This window comes from Massilia sp. Soil_C_3, assembly GCF_057657035.1.
In genome coordinates this window covers 121,960-137,567 of the sequence record NZ_JBDGJG010000005.1, presented here as the reverse complement: position 1 = coordinate 137,567, position 15,608 = coordinate 121,960, and the positions used below count along the sequence as shown (strand labels likewise).

Sequence of the window (15,608 nt, the reverse complement as noted above, 5' to 3'; positions counted from 1 at the left end):
AAATCCTTTACGTTCTTATGCGTCGACGAGGGCCGCGCGTAGCGCGCCCAGTTGCCCCAGCAGCTCGGCCGGGTCGTCGATGCAGCGGCAGTCGAGCAACAGGCGGTCGTCGGCGATGCGGCCGATAACCGGCAGCGGCAACGCGCGCAGCGCTTCGGCCAGGGCGTCCAGCGCCGTGCCCATGCCACGCTTGCCGGCCAGGTTCGGCGCGATCGCCAGCCCGCTCGACGGCAGGCGGTCGATCGGCAGCGAACCGGAGCCGATCTGGCTCACCATCGTCTCCAGCGTCACCGTATAGCGCGGCGCCAGCGCCTCGCGCAGTGGCGTCAGGATGGCGTTCGCGGTCGCGCCCACCTGCTCCTGCGTGCGGGTCAGCCAGCGCAGGGTCGGCAGCTCGCGCACCAGCAGCTCGGGCTGTAGGTACAGCCGCACGGTCGCTTCCAGCGCCGCCAGCGGCAATTTCGACAGGCGCAGCGCGCGCTTCATCGGGAACTTGCGGATGCGGGTGACGAATTCCTTCGAGCCGACGATCAGGCCGGCCTGCGGCCCGCCCAGCAGCTTGTCGCCCGAGAAGGTGACCACGTCGCAGCCGGCCGCCAGCATCTGCTGCGGCGTCGGTTCCTGCGGCAGGCCGTACTTGCCCATGTCGATCAGCGAACCGCTGCCCAGGTCGCTGACCAGGGCAACGCCACGCGCCTTTGCCAGCGGCGCCAGCTCGGCTTCGGACACCGAACTGGTAAAGCCCTGCACCGCGTAATTGCTGGTGTGGACCTTCATCAGCAGCGCCGTGCGCTCGTTGATCGCGCGCTCGTAGTCCGCCAGGTGGGTGCGGTTGGTGGTGCCGACTTCGACCATGTGGGCGCCGGCGCTGGCCATCACGTCGGGCATGCGGAAGGCGCCGCCGATTTCCACCAGTTCGCCGCGCGAGACGATCGCCTCGCGTCCGCCGCCCAGGGCGGCCAGCGACAGCAGCACGGCGGCGGCATTATTGTTGACCACGGTCGCGGCTTCGGCGCCGGTGATCTCGCACAGCAGGCCTTCGACGATGCTGTCGCGGTCGCCCCGCGAGCCGGTGGCGAGGTCGTATTCGAGGTTGTTCGGGCCGGCCATCATCGCGACCAGGTGGTCGATTGCCGCTTGCGGCAGGACGGCGCGTCCGAGATTAGTATGGATGACCGTACCGGTCAGGTTGATCACGCGGCGCATCTTCGGCGCCAGACGTTCGGCAATGCGCCCGGCCAGCATCTGGCCGAGCGCCTCCGGCAGCAGCGCGCTCGCGGAGAGCACGCCTGCCAGGGCCTGCGCGCGCAGGCTATCGACCTGCGCGCGCGCCTCCGCCGCGACCAAAGCATGGCCGTGGCTGGAGACCTGGGCCTGCACGGATGGCAGGCGCAGCAGTTTATCGATCGAAGGCAGATCCTTGACTGTCGCCTTCGAGCCGTGGACCACGGACTCGTCAAGCGACATCGTCAATGACTCCCTGGTTGATCGTTTTCCGGAGCGTCGTCTTCGCCGCCCGTGAGCAGCAGCAGGTTGACGCCATGCGGCTGGAAGCCCGCCTCCGACACCAGGATGTCCAGTGTCAGGGTCGCCACGTCGTCGGCCACCGGATCGACGTGGAGATCTCTCTCCATGCGCACGATCTTGAGGTAGTGGCCGCACTCGTCGCAGGTTTCGGCCTGCACCGATGCCTGCGCAGTATCTTCCTGCGCGCCATCGGTGGCCACCGCCTGCAGCGAGTGGTAGTGGATGCCCTTGGTACTCTGGCAATGGCTGCACTTGACCCGCACCATATGCCACTGCGTCGAGCACAGTGCGCAATTGAGGTAGCGGAAGTGGCTGCCACCGGCATCCAGGCGCGTGACCGACGAAGTCGGCAAGCTGCCGCAGCACGGGCACAAGGTCACGTCGAGCGTGCGCCCGAACGGTTCTTGGCGCGCCGCGCCGTGGGCTTTCTGGATTTCCAGAACCATTTGGGTCCAGTAGACCTGCAGGCCGGCCGCCACCAGTGGCGCCGCACTCATGTCCAGGCCGGCCGCGCCTTGCAGCAGCAGTTCGGCTTGTCCCTCGAGATGGTCGTCACTGGCGGCCAGCAAGGCCTGCACGGCCGCCTGGGCCGGGCTGCCCGCCAGGCGCGGGACCAAGAGCTCCAGCATGCGGCGCATGGCCCCACGCCAGGCAGGGTCACGCGGCCACAGCGGCGCCGGCAGCGGCGCCTGGGCGGCGCGGCCGGCGGCCAGCAGGTCGTCGCCGCTGGGCAGCGCAACCTCGGGATAGTCCTGCAGGACTTCATGCTGGACGTGCGCCAGTTCGGCGGCGAACAGCATGAAGTCGCGCATCGCATGCCCGGCCGCCAGCTGACGCAGGCGGGTTTCACGGGTGGCGAAGAGCTCCGCCCGCACCGGGAGGTGCAGGTAGGGCATCTGCTGCCCGGACCGGACCGCGATTTCTTCCGGGCTGAGCAGCGGTGTTGCTTTGGTAACACTCATAGAACAGGCAGATCCTTAATGTTTCTTGCGAGTGGTTTCCGGGGTGGTATTCCGGGTAACTTCCTTATACCACAGCGGATGGTGCGACTTCGCCCAGTCCTCATGCACGGTGCCACGGGTCATGGCGCGGAACGAGCCCTTGACCCAGATGGCGGCGTACACGTGGATGATCACGCTGAGCACCAGCGCGAACGCTGCCACCGCATGCACCAGCATGGCGATGCGGCGCAGCGGAATCGGGAAGAAGTCCGCGAACCATGGCTGCCAGAACATGAAGCCGGTGATCAAGAGCAGCACGAGGCTGATGGCGAACACCCAGAACACGCCCTTCTGACCGGCGTTGTACTTGTGCACCGGCGGCATGTCGTGCTCGTTGCCGGTAGTCACCATTTTCGGCGCCTTCTTGACCCATTCCGTATCGGCACGGGTCCAGAAGTTGTCGCGCACCACGGCAAAGAACAGGAACACGAAGCCCAGCACCATCATCAGCCCGAAGAACGGGTGCAGCACACGGGTCCAGTAGCCGCCGCCGAAGAAGACGCTGAAGAAGTACATCGAAGGATGGAACAATGCCAGCCCGGTCAGACCCGCGCAGATGAACAGCAGGGCCACGGCCCAGTGGTTCATCCGCGTGCGGTCGCGATAACGAGTGATAAACATGTTCTTCTCCTTAAACGCGCGGTTCATCATGCCGGACTGCGTCGCGCCCGTCTGCGTCGGGCGTCGGCTGCACCGGCGGTTCGTCCACATGGGTCTCGATCGGACCCACTTTCATGTAGTGGAAGAAACCGGCCACGGCAGCGCCGATCATCGCGGCCACGCCCAGCGGCTTGGCCACGCCCTTCCACAGCGCCACGGTCGGGCTGATAGTCGGGTTCTCGGGCAGGCCGGCGTACAGCGTCGGCTTGTCGGCGTGCTGCAGCACGTACATGACGTGCGTACCGCCCACGCCGGCCGGGTTGTACAGGCCCGCGTTCTGGTAACCGCGCTCCTTCAGGTCGACCACGCGATCGGCTGCGTAGTCGATCATGTCCTCCTTGGTACCGAAGCGGATCGCGCCGGTAGGACAGATCTTGACGCAGGCCGGTTCCATGTTCACTGCCACGCGGTCCGCGCACAGCGAGCATTTATAGGCCTTCGAGTCCACCTTGCTAATGCGTGGCACGTCGAACGGGCAGCCGGCGACGCAGTAGCCGCAGCCGATGCAGTTCTCGCTGATGAAGTCGACGATGCCGTTGGTGTACTTGACGATCGCGCCCGGCGCCGGGCAGGCCTTCAGGCAGCCCGGTTCGTCGCAGTGCATGCAGCCGTCCTTGCGGATCAGCCACTCCAGGCGATCACCTTCGTCAGGCGTCTGGGTGACGACTTCCGAGTACTTCATGACCGTCCACGACTGCGGCGTCAGGTCGCGCGGGTTGTCGTAGGTACCGTTATTGTCGCCGACGTCGTCGCGCAGATCGTTCCACTGCATGCACGCCACCTGGCATGCCTTGCAGCCGATGCAGCTCGAGACGTCGATCAGTTTGGCCACTTCAGGCTTGTGGGTCCGGGCCACTGGCGTGGTCGCCGTGGTGGCCGACCGCGCTGCGATATCGAGAGATTGTAGTGAAGACATGACTTAGACCCTTTCGATATTGACCAGGAACGACTTGAATTCCGGGGTCTGGGTATTCGCATCGCCCACGAACGGGGTCAGCGTGTTCACCAGGAAGCCCGGCTTGGTCAAACCGACGAAGCCCCAGTGGTTCGGCAAGCCCACCGTATCCACCTTCATGCCATCGCAATCGAGCTGCGGAATGCGCTTGGTGACGACGCACTTGGCCTTGATGTAGCCGCGCATCGACGACACCTTGACCATGTCGCCATTGCTGATGCCCTTGGCCTTAGCCAGTTCCTCGCCGATTTCCACGAACTGCTGCGGCTGGATGATCGCGTTGGACAACACGTTCTTGGTCCAGTAGTGGAAGTGCTCGGTCAGGCGGTAGCTGGTCGCGACGTACGGGAAGTCCTTCGCGGTGCCGAATGCTTCCATATCGCCCTTGAACACGCGCGCCGCTGGATTGGCACGGGCTTTCGGGTTTTTCGGGTGCATCGGGTTGACCGGGAACGGCGACTCGAACGGCTCGTAGTGCTCAGGCAGGGGCCCCTCGGCCATGCCGGTCGGCGCGAACAGGCGCGACACGCCTTCGGCCGTCATGATGAACGGCTGCACGCGGTCTTCGTCGCCCGGATTCGCATCGGGACGGATGTCCGGAATATCGGAACCGGTCCAGCTGGTGCCGTTCCACGCGATCAGGTTGCGGTGCGGGTTCCACGGCTTGCCGCTCGGATCGGCCGAGGCGGCGTTGTACAGCACGCGGCGGTTCGCCGGCCAGGCCCAGGCCCAACCCAGCGTGTTACCCAGGCCATACGGATCGGCATTGTCGCGGTTGGCCATCTGGTTGCCCGCCTCGGTCCACGAACCGGCATACACCCAGCAACCGCTGGCGGTGGTGCCATCGTCGCGCAGTACGCCGAAGCCCGGCACCTGCTGACCCTTCTTGAGGATGATCTTGCTCGGGTCCTTGGCATCCGGGATATCGGCCAGCGCCTTGCCGTTGAACTCTTTAGCAAGTTCTTCAGCCGACGGGCTGTGCGGGATCTTGTACGGCCAGGCCAGGTTCACCATCGCATCCGGGAAGGCGCCGCCATCCTTGATGTACGCATTCTTCATGCGAGTGAACAGGTCGGCGATGATCTCGATGTCCGGCTTGGCTTCGTACGGCGCTTCGCCGCCCTTCCAGTGCCATTGCAGCCAGCGCGACGAGTTCGACAGCGAACCGTCTTCCTCGGCAAAGCACGTGGTCGGCAGGCGGAACACGGTGGTCTGGATCTCGGCCGGGTTGACGTCGTTCGACTCGCCGAAGTTCTGCCAGAATTCCGAAGTTTCGGTATTGAGCGGATCCATCGTCACCAGGAACTTCAGCTTGGACAGGCCGGCAATGATCTTCTTCTTGTTGGGGAAAGAACCAACAGGATTGAAGCCCTGGCAGATATAGCCGTTCAACTTGCCTTGACCCATCAGCTCGAAGGCCTGCAGCACGTCGTACAGCTTGTCGATCTTCGGCAGGTAGTCGAAGGCCCAGTTGTTTTCCGCGGTCGCGGCATCGCCCCACCAGGCTTTTTGCAGGCTGACGAAGAACTTGGGATAGTTCTGCCAGTAGCTCATCTGGTTCGGACGCAGCGGCTTGAGTGCGCGCGGCTTGTAGTAGGTCTCCAGGTCCTGCTCGTTGTCGGTCGCCAGGGACAGGTAGCCCGGCAGCGAGTTCGACAGCAGGCCCAGGTCGGTCAGACCCTGGATATTGGAGTGGCCGCGCAGCGCGTTCAGGCCACCGCCGGCGACGCCGACGTTACCCAGCAGCAGCTGCATGATGGCGCCGGTACGGATGATCTGGCTGCCCTGGCTGTGTTGGGTCCAGCCCAGCGCATACATGATCGTCATGGCGCGACCCGGCACGGAGGTCGATGCGATGTACTCGCAGACTTTCAGGAATTGCTTGACCGGGGTGCCGGTGATCTTGCTGACCTGTTCAGGAGTGTAGCGCGAGTAATGGCGCTTCATCACCTGCAGGACGCAATTCGGGTCTTGCATGGTCGGATCGACCTTGGCGAAACCGTCTTCACCCATGGCGTAGCCCCACGACTTGTTGTCGTAGCGGCGCTTGGCTTCGTCGTAGCCGGAGAAGATACCGTCTTCGAACGAGAAGTCGGGACCGACGATGAACGACGCATTGGTATAGCTCCGGACGTATTCGGTCTGGATCTTGTCGTTACTCAGCAGATAGTTGATGACGCCGCCCAGGAAGGCGATGTCGGAGCCAGCGCGGATCGGCGCGTAATAGTCGCTCATGGCGGCCGAACGCGTGAAGCGCGGGTCGACCACGACCAGCTTGGCTTTATTGTGATGCTTGGCTTCGATCACCCACTTGAAACCGCAAGGGTGAGCTTCGGCGGCATTGCCGCCCATAATCAGTACAACATCGGCATTCTTGATGTCAACCCAATGGTTGGTCATCGCTCCTCGTCCGAACGTCGGGGCCAGACCGGCCACCGTAGGTCCGTGTCAAACGCGAGCCTGGTTATCGAAGACGAGCATGCCCATCGAACGCATCGCTTTGTGCGTGATGTAGCCCGTTTCGTTGCTCGCCGCGGACGCACACAGCATACCGGTGCTGGTCCAGCGGTTGACGAGTTTGCCTTCGGCGTTGTTGACGATGAAGTTGGCGTCGCGGTCGTCCTTCATGAACTTGGCGATGCGCGACATTGCCTGGTCCCACGAAATGCGCTTCCATTCCTTGCTGCCCGGTTCGCGGACTTCAGGATACTTGAGGCGGTTCGGGGAGTGTACGAAGTCGAGCAGGCCTGCGCCTTTCGGGCACAGGGTGCCGCGGTTCACCGGGTGATCCGGGTCGCCTTCGATATGAATGATGTCCGAGGTGACGTTCTTTGCGCCGTCGCCGATGCTGTACATCAGCAGGCCGCAGCCCACCGAGCAGTACGGACACGTGTTACGCGTCTCCTTGGCCTTCGCCAGTTTATAGTGCCGGGTCTCGGCCATTGCCGGCAGCGGCGAAAAGCCGAGCGCGACGATGGTGGACGCGGCCAGTCCCGCACCGCTTACGCGGAGGAACTGCCTACGATTCATGCCCATCTAGGTTCTCCTACTAGTAATGGATTACGCACATCGCAAAAGGATTTGCCGGGGTCAATGCCCCGGCATGCTGGTCCGATCGCGACGCTGCCACCGTCAGGTGGCGTGCGCGCCTTGCTGCGTCGCCGGTCGTGTTACCTGGCCGGCGGCGTCGTTGCCTGGGTGGCGCCATCGCCACCGGTCGGTTCGGAAGCACCGCTGTCGCGGGGCTTGCCTGCATCCTGGCCAGCGACCACGCCGCCGATGGCGGTGCCGCCCTCGCCCGGACCGGTGCCCGGAATCGCTTCCGGCGACGTAGTCGGTTCGGCGACGATGCCGGCATGTGGATCCGGGTTCTGGGTGGCGACTGCTGCCGGCGACGCCGGATCGGTCGGGGCCGGGGAGGCCTCGACGTCCGCCTTCTTGCCGCACGCCGACAGGGCGAACACGGCGGCCAACATACCTGCGCTCAGCAGGATGCGGTGTTTGGTATATGAGTTATGTTGCATTGCAATATCCGTTGGCCGTGAGATATGTCGAAAATATATATGAATTGATGAACGCTAGAAATAAGTATTTTACGCAATGTATACAATTTGTGCGTGGGTTTCGGTGAGAATTGAACCGCGCTTGTCGTGCTAACCTCGCCACCGGACGCTAATGTAAAGACGTTTCTCCGCCATCGCCCTTGCGCGCAGCCCCACTACGCCGCCGCGCCGCCGGGGATGGCGCCACCGCTTCACCCTGGCCCGCAGCGGCCGCCGGCGCCGCCTTTTCCTCGATGTCGAGCAGGCGGGTCTCGGCCAGGCGCCAGCCCTCCTCGCCCATGCGCAGCAATGTGCTCCCCCTCATCCGCACCAGGTGCCCCTCGACCTCGGCTTCGCTCGCATGCCAGCGCAGGCTGGCCTGGCCGGTGCCCTCGATCGTGATCACGTCCGGCGCCACCAGCCCGCCGGCCATGCGCGCATGCCCCGGCAGATAGCGCATGGCCTGGATCAGGCGGTCGCTGGGCCTGGCCCCCATCATGCCCACCTGCCTGGCCAGGGCCTCCCACAAGGCGCCGGATTGCGCGCGCAGCGCCAGGTAGCGCGCGGCCTGTTCCCGTCCGTGCGCCAGCAGGGCCTGGGCCAGTTGCGGGTCACGGTCGAACTTGGAGAACAGCCCCAGCTCCTTGCGCACGACGCCGCCGACTGCCTCGCCGTCGAGCACGATGCGCACCACCTCGATCGGCTTGTCGTGGGGACGGAAGCGCTGGCCCGGATCGTCGAGACGGGCATTGACGGCTTCGATGAAGGCCACTTCCTGGTTCAACGACAGGTTGCCGGACAGCGTGTCACGGCGGTGCCACAGCTCGTCTCCCGACTGGGCATTGCCCGGGCCGGCGACCTTGCCGCTGAAGTCGTAGCGGTCCTGGTTGATCTGCAAGATCCAGAGCCCGTCCGGCTTCTTGGCCGGATCGACGCCCGACGAAATAAAATTCTTGATCGGCGGGTTCTGCGAGAACAGGCCGTCCCAGCACGCCATGCGGCGCGGTTCGTGGGTCTCGGGGTCGAGCGCCTGGATCGACTGGGCCATGAAGACCCAAGGCAGCGAAGCCGAGGCCACCACCGCATCGAGCGTGATGCCGGCGTCGATCGGCGCCCGTTCCGAGCTGAAGGCAACGAAGGCGCCGCTATCGATGTCGACCGCGCCGATCAGCAGTTGCGGGAGCGCGCGGGCTGCATCGCGCACCGCATGCGCCAGGTTGCCCAGGGCGTCCGGCTCGAAGCGCAGCTCGGGCAACTGCAGGCCATCGAAGGTGGCCCGCAGCAGCGTGCCGGGCGCCAGCTCGTGCGCCTCCGACCAGGCCGCGATCCAGCCACCAGAGGCGAGTCGGGCCCGCAGGTCGTGCTCGATCGCGGCCTGGCGGGCCTGTAACCGCTCGCGCTCGGGTGGCGCATCGGCCATGCGCGCCTCGAGGGCGACCGCGTGCCAGCGCTTGATCTCTTGCGGAATGCTGCAAAAGTCGCCGATGGCGCCGACCAGGTCGAAGTCGACGTGCGGCGCGATCGACTCGCGCAGCTGGAAGTATGGCCCGCGGATCCAGCCGCCCAGCGGCGGCCACATGGCCGTCAGCATCGGCCAGGTGGCGGTGGCAAAGGCTTCGATCTCGCGCAACGGCGACAGATAGGGGCTCAGCTTGAGGTCGACCTGGGCCAGGCTGCCGGCCCACTGGCCGATGTCGTTGAGCAGGCGTTCACCGGGCGCGATGGCGCAGTTCGCGTCCCAGAACCGCTCCAGCCCGGCCCTGGCCGCCTGCGGGCCGCCAAGCAGAAATCCGTACCAGGCCAGCAAGGCACTGATGGCGCCGCCCGAGGTGCCGCTGATGCCGGTCAGGCGCAGCACCTCTCCCGGCTCCTGGGCCAGCACCGCCTGCCCCTGGGTTGTCGCGAGCTCGGCGTTGCGAAACTGCGGCAGCAGCACCGGCAAGGCGCCGGCGGCAAAGGCCGCGTGACTGCCGCCGCCCTGGCAGGCGATGGCGATGTTTTTGACAGGCATGATGTCCTCCCTCGTGTGAATCGACAATCGAGGCAGGCATTCACCCATGGTTCAGACCAGGCACCGGAAAACGCCGACCTGTCGCCTTTAGGCAGTTGACGCCTCCCACAGTTCCACGTTCGGCCCGGTAACGATGTAAAAATGCCACGCGATGATAACGATTTCATCGAAATGGCAACGACATCAATAAATATTTACAACGAGGTCGGAAAGGCAATGATTGCGCCAAACATTAGGTGTTATATTTACTGACAGGTTATGCGGCCGCAGACTGCCGACAGCCTCGGTAGCACCTGAAAAGAATCCCACAGACGGGTTCTTCACAACAAAGACGGAGACACAACATGAGACAGTTGAACAAGTCGGCCATTGCCGTGGGCGTCGCACATCTGTGCTGGTTGTCGGCAGCCTTCGCGCAGCAAGCAGCGCCAGCTGCGAGCGACACTCCCCAGGTCGTCACGGTCACCGGCCAGCGCGCCGCCCTCGACAGCGCCCAGCAGCTCAAGAAGAACTCGGACGAAGTGGTCGATTCGATCGTCGCCGAGGACATCGGCAAGCTGCCCGACAAATCCATTACCGAAGTGCTGCAGCGGATTCCCGGCGTGACCATCGACCGCACCATGTCGCGCGCCGACCCCGAACACTTCTCGGTCGAAGGCTCGGGCGTGTCGATCCGCGGCCTCTCCTGGGTACGCTCCGAACTGAACGGCCGCGATTCCTTCTCGTCCACGGGTGGCCGGGCCCTGAACTTCGGCGACGTGCCGCCCGAACTGATGGCCGGCATCGACGTCTACAAGAACCCGTCGGCGGAACAGATCGAGGGCGGCATCTCGGGCCTGGTCAACCTGCGCACGGCGCTGCCGTTTGACATCAAGGGCCAGCGCATCTCGGGCAGCATCGAAGGCACCTATTCCGAACTCGCGAAGGGCAAGACCCGCCCCGCCGGCTCGCTCCTGTATTCGAACCGCTGGCAGACCGGCATCGGCGAGGTCGGCGCCCTGGTCAACTTCGCCAGCTCGCGCAGCGTTACACGTACCGACGCCTTCCAGGTCGAACCGTATTATCCGGTGGCCGACGCCGAACCGGGCCGCACCGTCTGGATCCCGAAGGGCGCGCAGTGGCGCACGCTGGACTTCGACCGCAAGCGCCAGGGCACGTATGGCGCGCTGCAGTGGAAGAAGGACAATACCCTCAAGAGCCACCTGACCTGGTTCCGCTCGAAATACGATATGCGCTGGGACGAGAACGCGCTGTTCTCGGCCGAAGGCACGCCGACCAATCTGCGCGTGACGAACGGCGTCTATGACCCCAACGGCGCCTTCCTGAGCGGCACCATCACCAACCCCACCGGCGGCAGCATCGAGTATGCCAACAATGCCCGCACCGAGAGCCGCGATTCGGTCACCACCGACATCGCCTGGAATATCGAATGGAAGCCGGCCAATAACTGGACCTTCACCTCGGACTTCCAGCGCGTCAAGGCGCATTCGGAAGGCTTCGATTCGACGGTGGCGCTGGGCACCCTGATGCCGGAGCTGAACCTCGACGTCACCGGCCCGCTGCCGCGCATTACCTTCAGCCCGGCGAACGCCGCGGCGATGAGCGACCCGAATAACTTCTTCTGGGCCTTCTCGCAAGAGCACCTCGACCGCAGCAAGGCCGAGCAGAAGGCGTGGAAAGGCGACGTCAAGTACGACTTCGACAACCCGATCCTGCGCGACCTGCGCATCGGCGTACGTCTCACCGACCGCGACGCCAAGACCATCGTCTCGAACCCCAATTACCATTGGGTCGGCATCTCGCAGCGCTGGATGATGCCGTGGCAGATCAATAATCTCGCTTACCTGAGCGACCCGCGCTTCCAGGCCCCGACCACGGTCAATCAGTTCAACAACTTCTTCAACGGCGACGCCAACGTCCCGGCGATCATCTTCCCGGCCAAGTCGGTCACCGCCGGCTTCCCGGGCAGCTATGCCCAGTTACACAGCTTCCACGACATCCTGTGCGCCGAGGCGGGCAACAGCTGCACGCCCTGGGCCCCGGCCGCCTTCGGCGAAGCCAATCCGTCGGGCGACAACGAGCAGGCCGAAAAAACCAAGGCGCTCTATGGCCAGCTGCGCTTCGCCTTCGACGACTTGCGCTTCCCCATCGACGGCAACGTCGGCGTGCGCTACGTGAAGACCGAATCGGACTCGTACGGCTACACGGTGTACAACTCCACCTTCATCGTCCCGCCGGGCGGCACCACCGGCCTGCCGGTGCCGGTGATCGCCCCATTCGCCGGCCGCGAAGACTACCGCAACAGCTATCACAACTGGCTGCCGAGCCTGAACCTGCGGCTGAAGGCCAGCGACGAGCTGCAATTCCGCTTCGCCATCGGCAAGGGCATGTCGCGTCCGAACTTCGACCAGCTGCAGGCCTACACCACGCTGAGCCAGAGCGTCACCAGCACCACCACCGGCACCGGCGCGGAGCAGGTCACCAACGTCACGTCGGTCGGCCATGTTGGCGAGGCGATCGGCAACCCGATGCTGCGCCCGGTCACCTCGCGCAATATCGACCTGACCGCGGAATGGTACTTCGCCAAGGCCGGTTCGCTCACCGTGGGCCTGTTCGACAAGCGCCTGCGCGACATCATCATCAAGCAGAGCCGTTTCTACCAGCTGACTGACTCCGCCGGACGTGCAATCGATTTCAACGTGTCTACGCCGGTCAACGGCGCACGCGGCAGCGCGCGTGGCGTCGAAATCGCCTATCAACAGTACTTCGATCGCCTGCCGGGCTGGCTGGCAGGCTTCGGGGTGCAGGCCAACTACACCCACGTCAAGACCAAGCGCGACCTGTACAGCCCGGTGTTCTCGCCCTGGTGCGGCGCCGGCAACAACGCGGCCAACCTGAACCTGAACCTGAATGGCTGCGATACCGACGGCCGCACCTTCGGCGACCTGCCGCTGGAGTACATGTCGCGCAACTCCTATAACCTGGCGCTGCTGTATGACCGTGGTCCGTGGTCGGCGCGCCTGGCCTGGAGCTGGCGCTCCAAGAACCTGCTGGGCAATAACAACAACGGCACCAATGGCACCAATGGCGTCGACACCAATCCGGACAGCCCGACCTTCGGCCAGAACGTGGTCGCCTGGGGCTTGCCGATCTGGGCCGACGACTATGGCCAGCTCGATGGCGGCGTCAGCTACAAGTTCAACGACAACTACCGCATCGACTTCCAGGCCCAGAACCTGACCGACGCGAAGTACAAGCAGATCATGACCCACCACGTCGGCGACAAGGGCCGCGCGTGGTTCGTGACGGGGCCGCGCTACAGCGTGCGTCTCGGCGTGTCGTTCTAAGTTGCGCCAGCCGGCCGCGCGCGTCCTTCACGGGCGGCGCGGCCATCAAACAAGAATACAAGGAGACAACAATATGCAGCAAGCTTTGCCGAACGCCCGCTGGGCCATTGCCCTCGCCGCCGCCTGCGCCGTCCAGTGCGCGCAAGCCGCCCCCGACGACGCCCAGCAACGCGCGGCAAAACTGGTGAGCCAGATGACCATCGACGAAAAGATCGGCATGGTGTTCGGCCAGTTCGGCACCGAATTCCAGGGCAAAGAGCCGCCCGCCGAAGCGCTGGTGCAGTCGGCCGGCTACATCAAGGGCATCGAACGCCTGGGCATCACACCGCAGTGGCTGACCGACGCCGGCATCGGGGTCGCCTCGCAACCGGGCAAGCAGACGCGCCTGCGCACCTCGCTGCCGGCGGGGATCGCCACCGCCGCCACCTGGAACCCCGCGCTGGCCTTCAAGGGCGCGGCCATGATCGGCAAGGAAGCGCGCCTGTCGGGTTTCAATGTGATGCTGGGCGGGAGCGTCAACCTGGCGCGCGAGCCGCGCAATGGCCGTAATTTCGAATACACCGGCGAAGACCCGCTGCTGGCCGGGATCATGGCCGGCGAACAGATTCGCGGCGTGCAGTCGAACCACGTGATCTCGACCCTCAAGCACTATGCCTACAACGACCAGGAGACGGGCCGCAACCACCTGAACGTCAAGATCGACGACGCGGCTGGCCGCATGTCCGACCTGCTGGCCTTCCAGATCGCCATCGAGCGCGGCAACCCGGGCTCGGTCATGTGCTCGTACAACCGCATCGGCGGCGTGTACGGCTGCGAGAACGATCACCTGCTCAACAAGGTGCTCAAGCGCGACTGGGGCTACAAGGGCTATGTGATGTCGGACTGGGGCGCCGTGCATTCGACCATCCCGGCGGCGCTGGCGGGCCTGGACCAGCAGTCCGGCTACCCCTTCGACAAATCGCCCTACTTCGACGGTGCTCTCAAGGAAGCGGTGCAGAACGGCCACGTGCCCGAGCAGCGACTGGACGATATGGTGGCGCGCATCCTGTGGGCGATGGGCACCCATGGGGTGCTGGACAATCCAGTGAAGGTGCGCGACAAGGACATCGATTACGCCGCCCACGGCCGTATCTCGCAGGAAGACGCCGAGGAAGGCATCGTCCTGCTCAAGAACGCGGACAAGGTGCTGCCGCTGGCCGCGGGATTGAAACGCATCGCCATCATCGGCGGTCACGCCAACCAGGGCGTGCTGTCCGGCGGCGGCTCGGCCCAGGTCTATCCGCGCGGCGGCATGGCGGTGCCGAACGAAGGACCGGCGGCCTGGCCGGGACCGATGGTCTATCTGCCAGGTTCGCCAATGCAGGCCCTGGCCCGCCGCAGCAAGGCCAAGCTCGACTGGCATGACGGCAAGGATGTGGCAGGCGCCGCGAAAGTCGCCGCCGGGGCCGAGGTGGTGCTCGTGTTCGCGACCCAGTGGACCTCGGAGGCAAACGACGTGCCGAACCTGTCGCTGCCTAACGCACAGGACGCGCTGATCGCCGCCGTGGCGAAAGCCAACCCGCGCACGGTGGTGGTGCTGCAGACCGGCACCCCGGTAACGATGCCGTGGGTGGACGCCGTGGCCGGCGTGGTCCAGGCCTGGTATCCAGGCACCAATGGCGGCGAGGCGATCGCGCGCGTGCTGAGCGGCGAAGTGGACGCCTCGGGACGCCTGCCGCAGACTTTCCCGCTGTCCGAGAACCAGTTGCCGCGCCCGAAACTCGACGGCCTGGACCTGCCCAAGGACAGCCGCTTCGACGTCGACTACGATATCGACGGCGCGGCGGTCGGCTACAAGTGGTTCGACCTGAAGGGCCTCAAACCGCTGTTCGCCTTCGGCCACGGCCTCTCGTACACCAGCTTCACCTACACCAATCTCAAGGCCGAGGCGGCGGACGGCGGCATCCAGGTCAGCTTCGACACCCTGAACAGCGGCGAGCGCGCCGGCAAGGCGGTGCCGCAAGTGTACGTGTCGAAGGTCGGCGCCGGCTGGGAAGCGCCCAAGCGCCTGGGCGGCTGGGACAAGCTGGCCCTGAACGCCGGCGAGCGCCGCGCCAGCAAGGTCGCGCTCGACCCTCGCACGCTGGCGGTGTTCGATGCCGCGTCCAACCGCTGGAAGATCGCGGCCGGCGAATACCGCGTGACGCTCGCCACGGCAGCCGATGCTCCGGTGCAGACGGTGACCGTGCGCCTGCCGGCGCGGGAGTTCGCGGCCGGAGCGCGCTAAGGACTCGCCATGCACGCCTTCCAACGCCGGGCGCTGCTGGCCTTCCTGGCGCTGCTGGCGACCAGCCTGGTGCTGGGACTTGCCTGCTACCGGCGCAGCTTCCTCGAAGTCGCGCTCTTGAGCGGCCCGGGAGAGGGCCAGGCGGCCTGGCGTGTCCGTCCGGGTGTCGATGCCTCGGCCGGCGGCGCCTCCAGCGTGCGGGTGCTCGACGACCGCCGGCGCCTGCGCATGGCGCACGCCATGGGCCCTGGCGCACCCTATGCTGGTGCTTCACCAGGCTCACCACGAGAAAGTTGATC

Annotated in this window: 10 protein-coding genes; 3 read left to right on the top strand and 7 right to left on the bottom strand. The window is 65.1% G+C overall.

Annotated elements, in window-relative coordinates; genetic code table 11:
* Positions 1-15: 15 nt before the first annotated feature.
* The 7 genes from selA to AC3A6F_RS11145 all read right to left on the bottom strand — a co-directional run bounded on the left by selA (position 16) and on the right by AC3A6F_RS11145 (position 9,696).
* The gene (gene selA / locus AC3A6F_RS11175; protein WP_487680654.1) at positions 16-1,467 is read right to left on the bottom strand and encodes an L-seryl-tRNA(Sec) selenium transferase; all 1,452 of its coding nucleotides are present in this window, start codon (positions 1,465-1,467) and stop codon (positions 16-18) included.
* 2 nt (positions 1,468-1,469) lie between these two features.
* Positions 1,470-2,489, bottom strand: a complete 1,020-nt coding sequence (gene fdhE, locus AC3A6F_RS11170) for a formate dehydrogenase accessory protein FdhE (protein WP_487680652.1) — start codon at positions 2,487-2,489, stop codon at positions 1,470-1,472.
* Positions 2,490-2,504: 15 nt separating this feature from the next.
* Positions 2,505-3,149: a formate dehydrogenase subunit gamma gene (locus tag AC3A6F_RS11165; protein ID WP_487680650.1), complete on the bottom strand. Its 645-nt coding sequence runs from the start codon at positions 3,147-3,149 to the stop codon at positions 2,505-2,507.
* Positions 3,150-3,159: 10 nt separating this feature from the next.
* Positions 3,160-4,104 (bottom strand): formate dehydrogenase subunit beta, encoded by a 945-nt coding sequence (gene fdxH, locus AC3A6F_RS11160; protein ID WP_487680648.1) that lies wholly within the window; start codon positions 4,102-4,104, stop codon positions 3,160-3,162.
* A gap of 3 nt (positions 4,105-4,107) precedes the next feature.
* The gene (gene fdnG, locus AC3A6F_RS11155; RefSeq protein WP_487680646.1) at positions 4,108-7,179 is read right to left on the bottom strand and encodes a formate dehydrogenase-N subunit alpha; all 3,072 of its coding nucleotides are present in this window, start codon (positions 7,177-7,179) and stop codon (positions 4,108-4,110) included.
* Between the two features lie 134 nt (positions 7,180-7,313).
* Positions 7,314-7,667 (bottom strand): hypothetical protein, encoded by a 354-nt coding sequence (locus AC3A6F_RS11150; RefSeq protein ID WP_487680644.1) that lies wholly within the window; start codon positions 7,665-7,667, stop codon positions 7,314-7,316.
* Positions 7,668-7,815: 148 nt separating this feature from the next.
* Positions 7,816-9,696, bottom strand: a complete 1,881-nt coding sequence (locus AC3A6F_RS11145; RefSeq protein WP_487680643.1) for a patatin-like phospholipase family protein — start codon at positions 9,694-9,696, stop codon at positions 7,816-7,818.
* 344 nt (positions 9,697-10,040) lie between these two features.
* Here AC3A6F_RS11145 and AC3A6F_RS11140 point away from each other — a divergent pair, with 344 nt between their 5' ends.
* The 3 genes from AC3A6F_RS11140 to AC3A6F_RS11130 all read left to right on the top strand — a co-directional run bounded on the left by AC3A6F_RS11140 (position 10,041) and on the right by AC3A6F_RS11130 (position 15,606).
* Positions 10,041-13,043, top strand: coding sequence for a TonB-dependent receptor (locus tag AC3A6F_RS11140; RefSeq protein ID WP_487680641.1), 3,003 nt, complete (start codon positions 10,041-10,043; stop codon positions 13,041-13,043).
* 73 nt (positions 13,044-13,116) lie between these two features.
* Positions 13,117-15,309: a beta-glucosidase gene (locus AC3A6F_RS11135; RefSeq protein ID WP_487680639.1), complete on the top strand. Its 2,193-nt coding sequence runs from the start codon at positions 13,117-13,119 to the stop codon at positions 15,307-15,309.
* Positions 15,310-15,318: 9 nt separating this feature from the next.
* The gene (locus AC3A6F_RS11130) at positions 15,319-15,606 is read left to right on the top strand and encodes a hypothetical protein (protein ID WP_487680637.1); all 288 of its coding nucleotides are present in this window, start codon (positions 15,319-15,321) and stop codon (positions 15,604-15,606) included.
* Positions 15,607-15,608: the final 2 nt, after the last annotated feature.